This is a genomic window from Pseudoponticoccus marisrubri, assembly GCF_001482405.1.
GTDB classification, from domain to species: Bacteria; Pseudomonadota; Alphaproteobacteria; order Rhodobacterales; family Rhodobacteraceae; genus Pseudoponticoccus; species Pseudoponticoccus marisrubri.
Genome location: NZ_LPXO01000004.1, coordinates 222,086 through 236,287, shown reverse-complemented (window position 1 = coordinate 236,287; position 14,202 = coordinate 222,086). Strand labels below are relative to the sequence as shown.

Annotated in this window: 14 protein-coding genes; 4 read left to right on the top strand and 10 right to left on the bottom strand. The window is 69.8% G+C overall.

Annotated elements, in window-relative coordinates; translation table 11 throughout:
• Positions 1-39 precede the first annotated feature (39 nt).
• The gene (gene xseA / locus AVJ23_RS09150; protein WP_058861870.1) at positions 40-1,575 is read right to left on the bottom strand and encodes an exodeoxyribonuclease VII large subunit; all 1,536 of its coding nucleotides are present in this window, start codon (positions 1,573-1,575) and stop codon (positions 40-42) included.
• A 173-nt stretch (positions 1,576-1,748) separates the two neighbouring features.
• Here xseA and purD point away from each other — a divergent pair, with 173 nt between their 5' ends.
• Together purD and AVJ23_RS09140 are read left to right on the top strand one after the other, a co-directional pair.
• A complete protein-coding gene (gene purD, locus AVJ23_RS09145) occupies positions 1,749-3,014 on the top strand; it encodes a phosphoribosylamine--glycine ligase (protein WP_058861869.1) in 1,266 nt (421 codons plus the stop codon).
• Positions 3,007-3,576 (top strand): hypothetical protein, encoded by a 570-nt coding sequence (locus AVJ23_RS09140; RefSeq protein WP_058861868.1) that lies wholly within the window; start codon positions 3,007-3,009, stop codon positions 3,574-3,576. The genes purD and AVJ23_RS09140 overlap by 8 nt, the downstream gene beginning before the upstream one ends.
• 9 nt (positions 3,577-3,585) lie before the next feature.
• Here AVJ23_RS09140 and AVJ23_RS09135 read toward each other — a convergent pair whose 3' ends face one another.
• From AVJ23_RS09135 to mgtE, 3 genes are read right to left on the bottom strand one after another with little or no spacing between them, the layout of a single operon-like run.
• Complete coding sequence (locus AVJ23_RS09135) at positions 3,586-4,251, bottom strand: DUF998 domain-containing protein (RefSeq protein ID WP_084794400.1); 666 nt, start codon at positions 4,249-4,251, stop codon at positions 3,586-3,588.
• A gap of 51 nt (positions 4,252-4,302) precedes the next feature.
• Positions 4,303-4,860 (bottom strand): 5-formyltetrahydrofolate cyclo-ligase, encoded by a 558-nt coding sequence (locus tag AVJ23_RS09130; RefSeq protein ID WP_058861866.1) that lies wholly within the window; start codon positions 4,858-4,860, stop codon positions 4,303-4,305.
• Positions 4,861-4,871: 11 nt separating this feature from the next.
• A complete protein-coding gene (mgtE, locus tag AVJ23_RS09125; RefSeq protein WP_058861865.1) occupies positions 4,872-6,263 on the bottom strand; it encodes a magnesium transporter in 1,392 nt (463 codons plus the stop codon).
• A 125-nt stretch (positions 6,264-6,388) separates the two neighbouring features.
• Between mgtE and guaD the strand changes: the two genes are divergently transcribed.
• A complete protein-coding gene (gene guaD / locus AVJ23_RS09120; protein WP_058861864.1) occupies positions 6,389-7,684 on the top strand; it encodes a guanine deaminase in 1,296 nt (431 codons plus the stop codon).
• Here guaD and AVJ23_RS09115 read toward each other — a convergent pair.
• From AVJ23_RS09115 to AVJ23_RS09100, 4 genes are all read right to left on the bottom strand, one after another.
• On the bottom strand, positions 7,681-8,109 hold the full coding sequence (locus tag AVJ23_RS09115) for a CAP domain-containing protein (protein ID WP_240484572.1): 429 nt from the start codon (positions 8,107-8,109) through the stop codon (positions 7,681-7,683). The genes guaD and AVJ23_RS09115 overlap by 4 nt on opposite strands.
• A 24-nt stretch (positions 8,110-8,133) precedes the next feature.
• Positions 8,134-9,480 carry an 8-oxoguanine deaminase gene (locus AVJ23_RS09110; RefSeq protein WP_058861863.1) on the bottom strand — a complete coding sequence of 449 codons (1,347 nt, stop codon included), beginning with the start codon at positions 9,478-9,480 and terminating at the stop codon, positions 8,134-8,136.
• A gap of 85 nt (positions 9,481-9,565) precedes the next feature.
• Positions 9,566-10,372, bottom strand: a complete 807-nt coding sequence (gene hisN, locus AVJ23_RS09105) for a histidinol-phosphatase (protein WP_367576925.1) — start codon at positions 10,370-10,372, stop codon at positions 9,566-9,568.
• Positions 10,373-10,411: 39 nt separating this feature from the next.
• A complete protein-coding gene (locus tag AVJ23_RS09100) occupies positions 10,412-10,783 on the bottom strand; it encodes a helix-turn-helix domain-containing protein (RefSeq protein ID WP_058861984.1) in 372 nt (123 codons plus the stop codon).
• Between the two features lie 281 nt (positions 10,784-11,064).
• Here AVJ23_RS09100 and AVJ23_RS09095 point away from each other — a divergent pair, with 281 nt between their 5' ends.
• A complete protein-coding gene (locus tag AVJ23_RS09095) occupies positions 11,065-12,033 on the top strand; it encodes an NADPH:quinone oxidoreductase family protein (RefSeq protein ID WP_058861862.1) in 969 nt (322 codons plus the stop codon).
• Between the two features lie 93 nt (positions 12,034-12,126).
• On the opposite strand, the gene AVJ23_RS09090 is transcribed toward AVJ23_RS09095, so the two are convergent.
• Both AVJ23_RS09090 and rpoH read right to left on the bottom strand, forming a co-directional pair.
• On the bottom strand, positions 12,127-13,098 hold the full coding sequence (locus AVJ23_RS09090; RefSeq protein WP_058861861.1) for a Gfo/Idh/MocA family protein: 972 nt from the start codon (positions 13,096-13,098) through the stop codon (positions 12,127-12,129).
• Between the two features lie 143 nt (positions 13,099-13,241).
• Positions 13,242-14,138, bottom strand: coding sequence for an RNA polymerase sigma factor RpoH (gene rpoH, locus AVJ23_RS09085; RefSeq protein WP_058861860.1), 897 nt, complete (start codon positions 14,136-14,138; stop codon positions 13,242-13,244).
• Positions 14,139-14,202 lie beyond the last annotated feature (64 nt).

The window sequence follows — 14,202 nt, the reverse complement described above, 5'->3', positions numbered from 1 at the left end:
GCAGCGAAAGCGCAGCATTCTGCACCTGCACCCGCCCGATCAGAAGAGCGAGCCCTGTTCCGGCTTGGCGGGTTTCGACGTCTTCCGGGCCTTGCCGCCGCCCAGTTTCAGCCGCCCGTCGGCGAACTCGATCTCCAGCCCGGTGGCATCCTCGGCGGCGGTCTTGGTCGAGACCAGATGCCCGTCGCCGCGCACCACCGCATAGCCGCGGCGCAGCGTCTCGCGGTAGCCCAGCGTCTCGCGCAGCCGCTCCAGCGCGTCCAGCCGGCGGCGCGCCTCGGAGACGCGGGCCGATTGCGCCTCGTCCAGCCGGTGCGACAGCGCCTCCAGCCGCTCGCGCGCGGTGGTGATCTCGCGCCGGATGGGGCGCAGCGACAGGCGTTCGGCGCGATGCGCCAGCGCCACCTGCCGGGTCTCGACCAGCCGTTGCAGCGCCGGGGCCAGCCGCGCGCCGCGATCGGCCACGCGGGCCCGCTCAGCCGCGATGGCCCGCGACAGCAGCGTCGGGCGCAGGCTGCCCGCCTGTTCGCTCAGCCGCAGCCGCTTGCGGTCCACCAAGCGGACCAGCGCCTGCGGCAGCCTTTCGCCCAGCACGTCGAGCCTTTGGCGCGGCCCGTCCAGCAGCTCCTCGGGGCGCGGCAGGACACGGGCCAGATCGCGCAGCCGCTGCCCGCGCGTCTCGAGGCGCTGCGACATGGCCCGCGTCATCCGGGCGCCCTGGTCGGCCACCTGCGCCATCAGGTCGACGCGGACCGGCACGGCCAGCTCGGCCGCAGCGGTGGGCGTCGGCGCCCGCCGGTCCGAGACGAAATCGATCAGCGTGGTGTCGGTCTCGTGCCCCACGGCCGAGATCAGCGGGATCTGCGAGGCCGCCGCCGCCCGCGCCACCACCTCTTCGTTGAAGCCCCACAGATCCTCGACCGAGCCACCGCCGCGCGCCACGATCAGCAGGTCGGGTCGGGGCAGCGCGCCGCCCGGAGTCAGGCGGTTGAACCCCTCGATGGCGCGGGCGACCTCGGGCGCGCAGGCAGCCCCCTGCACGGCCACGGGCCAGATCAGCACCTTGCGGGGAAACCGCTCGCGCAGGCGGTGCAGGATGTCGCGGATCACCGCGCCCGAGGGCGAGGTGACCACACCGATGATCTCGGGCAGGTAGGGCAAGGGCTGCTTGCGCGCGGGGTCGAACAGCCCCTCGGCCTGCAGCTGCGCCTTGCGCTTCTCCAGCATGGCCATCAGCGCGCCCATGCCGGCCGGGCGGATGTCCTCGATCACGATCTGGTACTTGGACTGACCGGGGAAAGTGGTCATGCGCCCGGTGGCCACCACCTCCATCCCTTCCTCGGGCTGGGTCTGCTGGCGGGCGGCGACGCCCTTCCACATCACGCCCGAGATCACCGCGCGGTCATCCTTGAGGTCGAGATAGACATGCCCCGAACGCGGCCGGCTGACGCGCCCGATCTCGCCCTTGACGCGGACGAAGCCGAACTCGCCCTCGATGGTGCGTTTGACCGCGCCCGACAGCTCGGACACCGTGAATTCCGGCGTGTTGCCCGGTTCGTCATCAAGAAGGTCCATGCCGCCTCTCTTGCCCTTGCCACGCGCCGACCTTAAACGGCGCCAAGGCAAAGCGAAACCACGCCCGTCTTTGGTCCGGAAATATCCCCGGAGTTGCCATTGACGCGCAATTGGTCCGAGCGACAATGGCGACGGACCGGCCCCCGCGACGCCGGCGGCACAGGAGACCAGACATGAACATCCTCATTCTCGGCGGCGGCGGGCGCGAGCATGCCCTGGCCTGGGCCACCTTGCAGAACCCCAAATGCGACAAGCTGATCGTGGCGCCCGGCAATGCCGGCATCGCCGAGATCGCGGAATGCGCCCGCCTCGACATCGAGGATCGCGGCGCGGTGGTCGAGTTTGCCGGCGAGCATGCCATCGACCTCGTCATCATCGGACCCGAGGCGCCGCTGGCCGCGGGCGTGGCCGACCGGCTGCGCGAGGCGGGCTTCCTTGTCTTCGGCCCCTCGGCCGCGGCGGCGCGGCTGGAGGCGTCGAAAAGCTTCACCAAGCAGATCTGCGACGCGGCCGGCGCGCCCACGGCCGGCTATGGCCATTTCACCGAGGCCGAGGCCGCCAAGGCCCATGTCCGCGCCCAAGGCGCGCCCATCGTGGTCAAGGCCGACGGGCTGGCCGCCGGCAAGGGGGTCATCATCGCCGAGACGGTCGAGCAGGCCTGCGCGGCGATCGACGACATGTTCGGCGGCGCCTTCGGCGGGGCCGGCGCCGAGGTGGTGATCGAGGAGTTCATGACCGGCGAGGAGGCCAGCTTCTTCGTGCTGGTCGATGGCGAGACCTGCCTGCCCATCGGCACCGCGCAGGACCACAAGCGCATCGGCGAGGGCGACACAGGCCCCAATACCGGCGGCATGGGCGCCTATTCCCCCGCCCCGGTGATGACCGAAGCCGTGGCGGCCCGCGCGATGGACGAGATCATCCGCCCCACCATGGCCGAGATGGCGCGGCGCGGCACGCCTTACCAGGGGGTGCTTTATGCCGGGCTGATGATCGAGGACGGCGCGCCGCGGCTGGTCGAATACAATGCCCGCTTCGGCGATCCCGAATGCCAGGTGCTGATGCTGCGGCTGGGCGCGCAGGCGCTCGACCTGATCCATGCCTGCGCCGAAGGGCGGCTGGACGAGGCGCAGGTGACCTGGGCCGGGGATCACGCCATGACCGTGGTGCTGGCCGCCGAGGGCTATCCCGGTTCGTACGAAAAGGGCACCGAAATCCGCGGATTGGACAGCCTGCCCGAGGACAGTTTCCACATGATGTTCCATGCCGGCACGGCGCGGCAGGGCGGCGCGGTCGTGGCCAGTGGCGGGCGCGTGCTGAACGCCACCGCGCGCGGTGCCTCGCTGCAGCAGGCGCGCGACCGGGCCTATGCCATGGCGGACTCGGTGGACTGGCCGCAGGGCGTCTACCGCCGCGACATCGGATGGCGCGCGCTTGGCTGAGGTCTTCTCCTTCCGCCCGGCCAGCCTGCGCGGCGCCGTCGACTGGCGGCTGGAGGGGGATCGGCTGCTGACGCCGGAGGGCTGGCGCGACCTCTCGACCCTGCAGGGCGCCCGGCTGGTGCAGAGCACGGTGCGCGGGATCCTGCTGCGCCGGCTGGACCTGTCCTTTCCCGAGGGGCGTACGCGCATCGCGATCAACGTGCCCCGCAGCGCCGGGCCGGAGCAGCCCGACCGCAGGGCGCATCTCGCGCTCTGCCGGGCCATCGCCGCGCAGCTGGCCAAGCACCAGCCCCAGTTGCCCGTTCATCTTGGCGAGGGCGGGCGGGTGCGCTGGGTGATGTTCGGGATGGGCGCCGTCTCGGTGCTGATCGCGCTGGCGATCTTTTTCGGTGCGCTGGCCAGCGGCGTCTCGACCGACCGGCTGATCGGCGCGGCCATCCCCGTGGGGCTGCTGGTGCTGTTCGGCGGCGCCGTGATGGCGACCACCGTGCCTTGGGCCGCGCGCCCCGCCTGCACGGCGACAGAGCTGCCGGCACGGCTGGCGCGGTGGGACGACGCCTAGGCGCGACGGTCAGTCCCCGCCGGTCTCCGGCGCCGGGTGCGGCAGACGCGCCTGCCCGCGGCGCAGCAGCATCCAGCCCAGCGGCAGGGTCCAGAGCAGCGTGGCCGTGACAGCGATCTTCTCGAGCAGCCCGTCATAGCCGTCCGGCGCCAGCTTGAAGGCCACGGCAAACACCGTCCAGAGCCCGGCAGACAGGATGAAGAGCCGCCGGTACAGCCCGTTCATGTTGGCCGCCCCCTGCGCCATCAGCAACGGGCCGGCCAGGTAGAGCGGGCCCAGCGCAAAGGTCAGCCGCGTGTGCACGGTCATCGACTTCTCGCCGTCGAGCGTGTCGTGAAACGCGTCCCAGATCCCCAGCAGCGTGACGATCAGCGCCAGCGCGGCGAGGCAGAACAGGCCCAGCGACCACGCCCAGCGGCCCAGATGCGCATGCGCCGCCCCGATGGCGAGGCCGATCAGCCCGCAGGCGGCCATGTAGAAGCCGGTATCCATGATCTCGTGATGCGGACCACGTCCGAGATCCGAAATCGTGTCGGCGATGATGTCATGCTCGGCCGTCGTCAGGGCCAGCGCCATGGCAACGATCGGGGCCAGCGTGCCGACGCAGCCCAACGCACCACAGGCCAGCAGCAGCCCGCCGCGTTCGTGCAACCTGTGATCCTGCGATGGCTTCATGACATCCCCTTGTCCGCGCAGACGCAACGGCCCGGACAGGGAAAGGGTTCCTCAGGCGGGCAGGATCACCTCGCGCTCGGTCACGATCATGTCGAGCGGCTGGTCGGTCGGTTCGAGCGGCAGCGCCTCCGCCTCCTGCGCGGCGAAGGCAAAGCCCACCGCCAGGGTGCGGCGGCGGGCGCGCAGCTGCTGCAGCGTGCGGTCGTAGAACCCGCCGCCATAGCCCAGCCGCGCGCCGGCCCGGGTGAAGGCCACCAGCGGCACGATCAGCAGCTCGGGCTCGAAATACTCGGGCGCCTCGGGGATGCGCGCGCCGAACGGGCCATCGACCAGCGCCATGCCCGGCTCCCACCGGGCAAAGCGCAGCGGCTGGCCGCGGCCCTGGATCACCGGCACGCCGACCGGGCCATGCGCCGCCGCCTCTTCCATGGCGGGACGGGGGTCGATCTCGGTCCGGATCGGCAGGAAGCCCGAACAGGGCACACCGCGATGGCCGGCGAGGATCTCGCTCAGCTTGCCGGCCGCGCCGGGCGCCTGCGCGTCGAATGCCGTCTTGCGCCGCTCGAAGGCCGCCTTGCGCGCCGCGGTCTTGCGCTCTGCCAGCTCCATCTGCCCCTCCCCTACAGCAGGACGATCACGGCGAGGCCGAGGAAGGCGAAGAAGCCCACCACGTCGGTCACCGTGGTCACGAAGGCCCCCGAGGCCAGCGCCGGGTCGACGCCCAGCTTCTCCAGCGCGACGGGGATGACGATGCCGGCCAGCCCGGCCACCACGAGGTTGATGATCATCGCCGCCGCGATCACCCCGCCCAGCGCGAGCGAGCCGAACCAGACGATGCCGACGATGGACATGATGATGGCAAAGGCGATGCCGTTGACCAGTCCCACCGCGACCTCGCGCCGGACCACGCGCCAGACATTGGCGCCGGTCAGGTCCTTGGTGGCCAGCGCGCGCACCGCGACGGTCAGGCTCTGCGTGCCGGCATTGCCGCCCATCGAGGCCACGATCGGCATCAGCACGGCCAGTGCCACGACCTGCGCGATCGCCGCCTCGAACTGGGCGATGACAAGGCTGGCCATGACGGCCGTCACGAGGTTCACCGCCAGCCACGGAAAGCGGCGCTTGGTCGTGTCGACCACCGTGTCGGACAGGCGGCTTTCCTCGTCCACGCCGGCAAGGCGCAGGATGTCCTCCTCGTTCTCCTCGTCCAGAACGGCCATGGCGTCGTCGATGGTGATCATGCCGACCAGCCGCTCGTTCTCGTCCACCACGGGGGCCGAGATCAGGTGGTACTGGTTGAACGCATAGGCCACCTCGCCCTCGTCGCGGGTGGCCGGGATGGTGTGGAACGTCTCCTCGGCGATGCTGCGCAACAGCACGTCACGGCGCGAGGCCATCAGCCGGCCCAGCGTGACATTGGCCACCGGGCGCAGTTTCGGGTCGACCAGCACGATGTGGTAGAACTGCTCGGGCAGGTGGTCGGCATTGCGCATGTAGTCGATGGCATCGCCCACGTTCCAGTGCTCGGGCGCCATCACCACCTCGCGCTGCATCAGGCGGCCGGCCGAGAACTCTGGGTAAGAGAGCGATTGCTGCACCGCGGCCCGGTCGCCGGCCTCGAGCGCGCCGAGGATTGCGTCGCGCTCGGTGTCGCCCAGATCCTCGATCAGGTCGACCACGTCGTCGCTGTCCAGCTCGCGCACGGCCTCGGCCAGCACCTCGGGGCGCAGGATGCCGATCACCTCCTCGCGCAGCGTCTCGTCCAGCTCGGAGAGGATGTCGCCGTCGAATTCCTGCCCGTAGAGCCGGATCAGCCGCATCCGGTCGAAGGCGTTCACCTGTTCCAGCAGGTCGGCGATGTCGGCCGCGTGCAGCGGCTCCATCAACGTGACCAGCTGGTCGCGGTCCTCGACATCGACGGCATAGAGGATCTGGCTGACCGCCTTGCGGTCCAGCACGTAGGCGTCGTCGCGCTCGGCCTCCGCGACGACGGTGTCGGATTCGTTTGCCATGCCTGCCCTCCGTCTGCCCGTGTCGGAGACTAGGACAAGCGCCCGGGCAGCAACAGGGGGGAGAGGTGATTTACCTTTGCCCGCACGCCACCTAGGTTGGCCGCGACACAAGACGGACCGCGCCCATGACCACCGCCCGCCTGCACCTGGGACAGACCCTGTCCTTTGACGGATCGCCCTTCGAGGACGGGCTGGGCGCGGTGCGGCACGACCGGCACGGCGCGCTGCTGGTGCAGGACGGGCACATCGCCGCGATCGGCCCGGCCGAGACGCTGAAGGCGGCGCATCCGCAGGCCGACCGGGTCGATCACGGCACGGCGCTGATCGTGCCCGGCCTCATAGATGCCCATGCGCATTACCCGCAGACCCGCATCATCGCGAGCTGGGGCAAGCGGCTGATCGACTGGCTGAACAGCTACACCTTCCCCGAGGAGATGCGCTTTGGCGACCCGGCCTATGCGGCCGAGGTGGCGAGCGCCTATCTGGACCTGCTGCTGGCCAATGGCACGACCAGCGTCTGCAGCTACTGCACGATCCACCCCGCCTCGGTCGATGCGCTGTTCGACGCGGCGGCGGCGCGCAACATGCGGGTCTTCGCGGGCAAGACCTGCATGGACCGCAACGCGCCCGACGGCCTGCGCGACACGGTACAAAGCGCGCATGACGACAGCCTTGCGCTGCTGGAGCGCTGGCACGGGCGGGGGCGCGCGGGCTACGTGATCACGCCGCGCTTTTCCCCCACCTCGACGCCGGAGCAGTTGGAGGCGCTGGGGGCGCTCTGGGCGGCGCATCCCGACTGCCTGATGCAGACCCATCTGAGCGAGCAGACCGACGAGATCGCCTGGGTGCGGGACCTGTTCCCCGAGGCGCGCGACTATCTGGACACCTACGAGCAGCACGGGCTCCTGGGCGCGCGCGGGCTGTACGGCCATGCCATCCACCTTGAGCCGCGCGAGCGCGACTGGCTGCGCGAGACCGGGGCGGCGCTGGTGCATTGTCCGACCTCGAACACCTTCATCGGCTCGGGCCTGTTCGACATGGACGGGCTGATGGCCGAGGGGCAGCGCGTGGCGCTGGCCACCGATACCGGCGGCGGGTCGAGCTTCTCGATGCTGCGCACGATGGCGGCGGCCTACGAGATCGGCCAGCTGCGCGGCCGGGCGCTGCACGCGGCGGAACTGCTCTGGCTGGGCACGCAGGGCTCGGCCCGCGCGCTGCATGCAGCGGATCGGATCGGCAATCTCGCCCCCGGGCTGGAGGCCGATTTCACCGTGCTGGATCTTGCCTCCACCCCCGCCATCGCGCAGCGCAGCGCGCGGGCCGGGGACATCTGGGAGGCGCTCTTTGCCACGATCATGCTGGGCGACGACCGGGCCATCGCGGCGACCTACGTGGCCGGCGCGCGGGCCGCGCCCGCCTAGCAGCCGTCGCGGCCCAGCACCAGCACCCAGAACCCGCCGCGGGCGCGCACCAGGCCGTAATCGGTGATCTCTGCCATCAGCATGTTGCGCCGGCTGTCCTGCGTTCGGGCCCAGTCACCCAGAATCTCGCGCGGGTCGCCCGGGCCGCGGGCGATGTTCTCGGCCACGACGCAGGCGCCGTAGCCCGCCCGCTGCACCCGATCGGCCACGAGGCTGCCATCCGACCCCTCATGCGCGAGGAAATCATTGCGCGCCATGTCCAGCGCATGGGCCATGGCGGCCTCTTCCAGCCGCGGCGAGGGCGTGACGGGGCCCAGCCCCGCCTCGCCGCGCAGCCCGTTCAGCAACTGGCGCACCTGCTGCGCCTCGCCCACCTGTGGGGCCATCAGGAAAAACAGGAGCAGGACGCTCGTCATGGCGCGCATGAAGATCCCCCGGATTAATCAAGGTCAGAAATTGTCGGCCAAGGCCCGTGCTAGCTGATTCTGCTTAACGACGGCCTTTGGCAAGTCGAAAGTCACGATCTGCCCGTCGCACACCACCTGCCGCCCCTCAACCAGCAGGTGCCGCACCTGCATGGGCCCGGCCAGCAGCAGCGCTGCGGGATCCCAGCTGCCCGCGCTCTCGATCCCCGAGACATCCCAGAGCGCCAGATCGGCGCGCTTGCCCACCGCGATCTGGCCGCAATCGTCGCGGCCGAGCACCTCGGCCCCACCCCGGGTGGCGAGGCGCAGTGCCTCGCGCGCGCTCATTGCGTCGGCCCCGCGTGTGACCCGCTGCAGCAGCATGGCCTGCCGCGCCTCGGCCATGAGGTTGCCGCTGTCATTGCTGGCCGAGCCGTCGACGCCAAGCCCCACCGGCACGCCCGCATCGCGCATGGCGCGCACCGGGGCGATGCCACTGCCCAGACGGCAGTTGGAACAGGGGCAATGCGCCACGCCGGTGCGCGAGCGGGCAAACAGCGCGATCTCGGGCGCATCCAGCTTGACGCAATGGGCGTGCCAGACATCCGGCCCGGTCCAGCCGAGGTCTTCGGCATATTGTCCGGGGCGGCAGCCGAAGGTTTCCAGCGAATAGGCGATATCCTCGTCATTCTCGGCCAGGTGCGTGTGCAGCATCACCCCCTTGTCGCGGGCGAGAAGCGCGGCATCGCGCATCAGCTCGCGGCTGACCGAGAAGGGCGAACAGGGCGCCAGCCCGACCCGCACCATCGCGCCCTCGCCCGGGTCGTGGAAGGCGTCGACCACGCGGATGGAATCCTCGAGGATCGCGGCCTCGGCCTCGACCAGGCTGTCGGGCGGCAGCCCGCCCTGCGAGACGCCGATGCTCATCGCGCCGCGGGTGGGATGAAAGCGCAGGCCCACCTCGGCCGCGGCATGGATCGTGTCCTCGAGCCGCGCACCGTTGGGAAACAGGTAGAGATGGTCGGCGCTGGTGGTGCAGCCCGACAGCGCAAGCTCCGCCAGGCCGATCTGGGCCGAGGTGAAGATCTCTTCCGGGCCGAAGCGCGCCCAGATCGGGTAGAGCGTCTGGAGCCAGCCGAAGAGCAGCGCGTCCTGACCGCCCGGCACGGCCCGGGTCAACGTCTGGTAGAGATGATGATGCGTGTTCACCAGCCCCGGCGTCACCACGCAGGTCTCGGCCTCGATCACTTCGCCCGAGGCGGGCAGGTTCGGGCCGATCTCGGCGATGACCCCGTCCTTGAGGCGGATATCGGTGCCGGCCAGCTCGTCACCGGCATCGTTCATGGTCAGCACGTTGCGTGCATTGCGGATCAGGATGTCGGATCGCGTCATGCGCGGCCTCCTCGCGACACCCTTTTCGGTCAAGGACGGTCAACCGCGCCGGAAAAGGGAAGTGCGCGCGGCTGTCCCCGGCGGGCTAGCCTGCCTGCCCCAGCAAGGCCAGCGCCGCGGCGTGCAGCGCGGGCGTTGCGGCGGCCAGCGCGTTGCCCCCGTCATGGACGGGCCCGCCCTGCCAGTCGGTCACGAGGCCGCCCGCGGCCTCGATCACCGCGATGGGCGCCTGGATGTCATAGGCCTGTAGCCCGGCCTCGATCACCAGGTCGATCTGGCCGGCGGCCAGCAGCGCGTAGGCGTAGCAATCCATCCCGTAGCGGACCAGCTTGACCTGCCCGGCCACGCGCCGGAAGGCCGCCTGCTCGGCCGCGCTGCCGATCTCTGGGAAGGTGGTGAAGAGGATCGCCTGCTCCAGCGCATCGGTGGCGCGGACCTGCAGCGCCGCCGCGCCCTGCGGCCCCTGCCAGCGGGCCGTGCCAAGCCCGCCGCGAAACCGCTCTCCGGTATAGGGCTGGTCGATCAGGCCCATGCGCGGGCCGGTCTCATCGGACAGGGCGATCAGCACGCCCCAGGTCGGCGTGCCCGAGAGGAAGCCGCGCGTGCCGTCGATCGGGTCCAACACCCATGTCAGCCCGCTCTGCCCGGCTTGCGTGCCGTATTCCTCGCCCAGGATGGCATCCTGCGGGCGCCGCACGGCCAGGATCTCGCGCATCGCGGCCTCGGCCGCGCGATCGGCCACGGTAACAGGGTCGAACCCGCCCGCATCCTTGTTGTCGGCCGACAGGCCGGGCGCACGGAAATGGGGCAGGATCGCCTGCCCCGCCGCATCGGCCATGGCCTCGGCCGTCTGCCAGAGATCGGCAGCCAGTTCCGCATCGATATCGTGCAAGCGTTCCCCGCTCTGCTCGGCCCGCAGCCGTCAGCGCTTTCAGGCGACGTCGGACAGCACCCGGGCCAGTTCGAAGAGACGCCGGCGCTGGTTCTCTGGGATCGCGTAATAGGAGCGCACGAGGTCCAGCGCCTCCTTGTCGCCAAGGATGTCGGCGGGCACGTTCTCGGCCTTGGGCTGGTCCTCGCCCTCGGTCTCGATCCCTTCGAAGAAGAAGCTGACCGGGACATCCAGCGCATCAGCAATGTCCCAAAGCCGCGAGGCGCTGACGCGGTTGGCGCCGGTCTCGTATTTCTGGATCTGCTGAAACTTGATGCCGACCCGTTCCGCCAGTTGTTGTTGCGTCATGCCTACCAGCCAGCGGCGGTGACGGATTCTCTTGCCGACGTGAACATCCACGGGGTGCGCCATCTGATCCATTCCTGTTCTCATGTGCCGTAGCCGGACGGATCTTCCGGTCTGGCCGAAGCGCGTCCTCCACGTAATATAGCTTGGATAGCTACATCATATCGAGACTTAAAATCAAGTGATTCAACCAATCAATGATGGTAAACCATTTCCAAAAACAACACAGAGTTGAGTAAACTTCAAGACTGTCCTCGATTCCCCCAACAAAACAAGGCCGCCCGGCAGCGTTTGACAGCCGCGCCGCGTTTTGCGCAGATGCCGGGGAAATAACGGAGATCTTTCCCATGCGCGCCTTGCTCCTCTCCTCCTTCGACGCGCCGCCGGCCCTGGCCGACCGTCCCGAGCCCGTCCCGGCCCCGGGCGAGATCCGGTTGCGCATCGCTGCCTGCGGCCTGAACTTCGCCGATCTGCTGATGGCGAAGGGCACGTACCAGGACACACCGGAGCCGCCCTTCGTGCTGGGGCTGGAAGTGTCGGGCCGCATCGACGCGGTCGGCCCCGGCGTGACCGGCCTGTCCGTGGGCGACCGCGTGGCGGTCTATGGCGGCCAGGGCGGGCTGGCCGAGATGGGCTGCTTTCCGGCCGATCGCGCCGTGCGCCTGCCCGAGACCATGGGCTGGCAGGACGCCGCGGCCTTCCAGATCGCCTACGGCACCAGCCACCTCGCGCTCGACCACCGCGCGCGGCTGGCCCCGGGCGAGACGCTGCTGGTGCTGGGTGCGGCCGGCGGCGTCGGGCTGACCGCGGTCGAGATCGGCAAGCTGATGGGCGCCCGCGTCGTCGCCTGCGCGCGCGGGGCCGACAAGCTGGCCGCCGCGCAGGCGGCCGGCGCCGATCACCTGATCGACGCGTCGACACAGGACATCCGCGCCGAGGTGAAGGCGCTGGGGGGCGCGGACGTGGTCTATGATCCGGTGGGCGGGGCGCAGTTCACTGCCGCCTTCCGCGCCTGCCGGCCCGAGGGGCGGATCCTGACCATCGGCTTTGCCAGCGGGGAGGTGCCGCAGATCAAGGCCAACCACCTGCTGGTCAAGAACCTGACCGTGATGGGGCTCTACTGGGGCGGCTACCTCGGGTTCCGCCCCGAGGTGCTGACCGGCTCGCTGTCGCAGCTGATGGCTTGGCACGCGCAGGGCCGCATCCGCCCGCATATCAGCCACGACCTGCCGCTCGACCGCGCGCTGGAGGGCATGGCCCTGCTCAAGGACCGCAAGTCCACCGGCAAGGTCGTGATCACCATCGCCGATCCCTGACGCGCGGGCGCGGGCTGGAGGGCGGGCCGCTGTCCGCGGGTGTCCCCCGCAGAGGGGACGGCCGGGGACAGCCGGGGCGTCCGGAGGCGCGCGTCAGCCCGCGTCCTTCGCCCAGACCATGTCGATCATCTCCTGCGTGCCGCGGCTGAACTCCAGCGGGCAGGGATAGGCCGCGCCGTCCAGCACGCTCGCATTGAAATTCTCGACCTGCTGCACGTAGTGGTTCACGCTCGGGAAGCGCCAGCTGGTCACGGTCAGGTCGGCGGCCTGCAACTCGACCCGCGCCTCGCCATAGACCTGCGCGTTGAACGGGGTCGTCAGGCGCAGCACCCCGCCCTCGCCGTGGAAGACCACTTCCTGCCAGGGCGCCATGCGCATCGAGACCACGCCGGTATAGTGGAACGACGGGAAGCGCGCGGTCACGTGCGACCAGACATCCACGTCGTTCTCGCGCCGGATTTCGGTCGACAGGATCGCTTCCGGCTCCTCTCCCGTCACGAAACGCGTCGCACCGTAGATGTAGACGCCGATATCCGGGATCGCGCCGCCACCCGTCTCGGGCCGGTTTCGGATGTTGTCGCCATCGCGGTTGTCAAAGGAAAAGGCGGCCGAGACGCGGACCAGCTTGCCGATCGCGCCCTCGGACACAAGCGCGCGCGCCCTCTGCCATTGCGGGTGATGCACGATCATGTAGGCCTCGGCCGCCAGCTTGCCCGAGGCATCGCGCGCCCGGATCACCGGGTCGAACCCGTCGGCCTGCATCGCCAGCGGCTTTTCCACCAAGACGTGCTTGCCGGCCTCCAGCGCCTTGACCGCCCATTCCACGTGCAGGTGATTGGGCAGCGGGATGTAGACGGCATCGATATCGGGATCGGCCAGCAGCGCCTCGTAGCTGTCGAAGACCTGCAGCCCGGGGGCGAAGGCCGCGAAAGGCGCGGCCTTGTCGGCGCTGGAGGTGGCCAGCGCGGCCAACCGGCCCCGCCGCGCCATGTGGATGGCGGGCCCCATGTGGTTCTGCGCGAATTGCGCCGCGCCCAGGATGCCCCATCGCAGATGATCGGTCATGCGTCTCTCCCCCGTTCTTGGTTTGGGGAAAGCCTATCGGACCGATCCCGCGGCGCAACCGCTTTCCGGACCCGTGCCTTCCGGCCTGACGCCCGGGGACAGGCGCGGCAGGGCCCTCCCGCCGCGCCCTGAAGCAAGCCCGCTCAGGCGCGGGTCAGCAGGCCCTGGTCGCGCGCCAGATCGCGCATGCGCTTCTGCAACTTCTCGAAGGCGCGCACCTCGATCTGGCGGATCCGCTCGCGGCTGACATCGTAGACGGCCGACAGATCCTCCAGCGTGACCGGCTTGTCCGACAGGCGGCGCTGGGTCAGGATGTCCTTCTCGCGGTCGTTCAGCACGTCCATCGCCTCGGCCAGCAGGGCCCGGCGGGCCTGCAGCTCGTCACGCTCGGCATAATCCTCGGCCTGGTCGGCATCCTCATCCTCGAGCCAGTCCTGCCATTGCATCGTGCCCTCGCCCTCGGAGCCGACGGTCGCGTTCAGCGAGGCGTCGCCACCCGACAGGCGCCGGTTCATGCTGATTACCTCGTCCTCGGTCACGCCGAGATCGGTGGCGATCTTGTGCACGTGCTCGGGCCGCAGGTCACCATCCTCGAGCGCGCCGATCCGGCTCTTGGCCTTGCGCAGGTTGAAAAACAGCTTCTTCTGCGCCGAGGTCGTGCCCAGCTTGACCAGCGACCAGGAGCGCAGGATGTATTCCTGGATCGAGGCGCGGATCCACCACATGGCATAGGTGGCCAGCCGGAACCCCTTTTCGGGGTCGAAGCGCTTGACCGCCTGCATCAGGCCCACATTCGCCTCCGAGATCACCTCGGCCTGCGGCAGGCCGTAGCCGCGATAGCCCATGGCAATCTTGGCGGCCAGGCGCAGGTGGCTGGTGACCATGCGATGCGCGGCCTCGGTATCGCCATCCTCGACCCAGCGCTTGGCCAGCATGTATTCCTCTTCGGGTTCCAGAAGCGGGAACTTCCGGATCTCCTGCAAGTAGCGGCTCAACCCCGCTTCCGGCGACGGCGCCGGCAGGTTTGCATAATTGCTCACGTCCCTGTCCCTCCAATGTTACGGGGCTTAACATCCAGATGGTTGCAGCCCGGGCAGGTTTCAA

What these genes read in the sequence shown, in the direction of transcription:
- xseA (WP_058861870.1), bottom strand. Translation starts at nt 1,575, where the DNA reads ATGGACCTTCTTGATGACGAACCGGGCAACACGCCGGAATTCACGGTG.
- purD (WP_058861869.1), top strand. Translation starts at nt 1,749, where the DNA reads ATGAACATCCTCATTCTCGGCGGCGGCGGGCGCGAGCATGCCCTGGCC.
- AVJ23_RS09135 (WP_084794400.1), bottom strand. Translation starts at nt 4,251, where the DNA reads ATGAAGCCATCGCAGGATCACAGGTTGCACGAACGCGGCGGGCTGCTG.
- AVJ23_RS09130 (WP_058861866.1), bottom strand. Translation starts at nt 4,860, where the DNA reads ATGGAGCTGGCAGAGCGCAAGACCGCGGCGCGCAAGGCGGCCTTCGAG.
- mgtE (WP_058861865.1), bottom strand. Translation starts at nt 6,263, where the DNA reads ATGGCAAACGAATCCGACACCGTCGTCGCGGAGGCCGAGCGCGACGAC.
- guaD (WP_058861864.1), top strand. Translation starts at nt 6,389, where the DNA reads ATGACCACCGCCCGCCTGCACCTGGGACAGACCCTGTCCTTTGACGGA.
- AVJ23_RS09115 (WP_240484572.1), bottom strand. Translation starts at nt 8,109, where the DNA reads ATGCGCGCCATGACGAGCGTCCTGCTCCTGTTTTTCCTGATGGCCCCA.
- AVJ23_RS09110 (WP_058861863.1), bottom strand. Translation starts at nt 9,480, where the DNA reads ATGACGCGATCCGACATCCTGATCCGCAATGCACGCAACGTGCTGACC.
- AVJ23_RS09100 (WP_058861984.1), bottom strand. Translation starts at nt 10,783, where the DNA reads ATGGCGCACCCCGTGGATGTTCACGTCGGCAAGAGAATCCGTCACCGC.
- AVJ23_RS09095 (WP_058861862.1), top strand. Translation starts at nt 11,065, where the DNA reads ATGCGCGCCTTGCTCCTCTCCTCCTTCGACGCGCCGCCGGCCCTGGCC.
- AVJ23_RS09090 (WP_058861861.1), bottom strand. Translation starts at nt 13,098, where the DNA reads ATGACCGATCATCTGCGATGGGGCATCCTGGGCGCGGCGCAATTCGCG.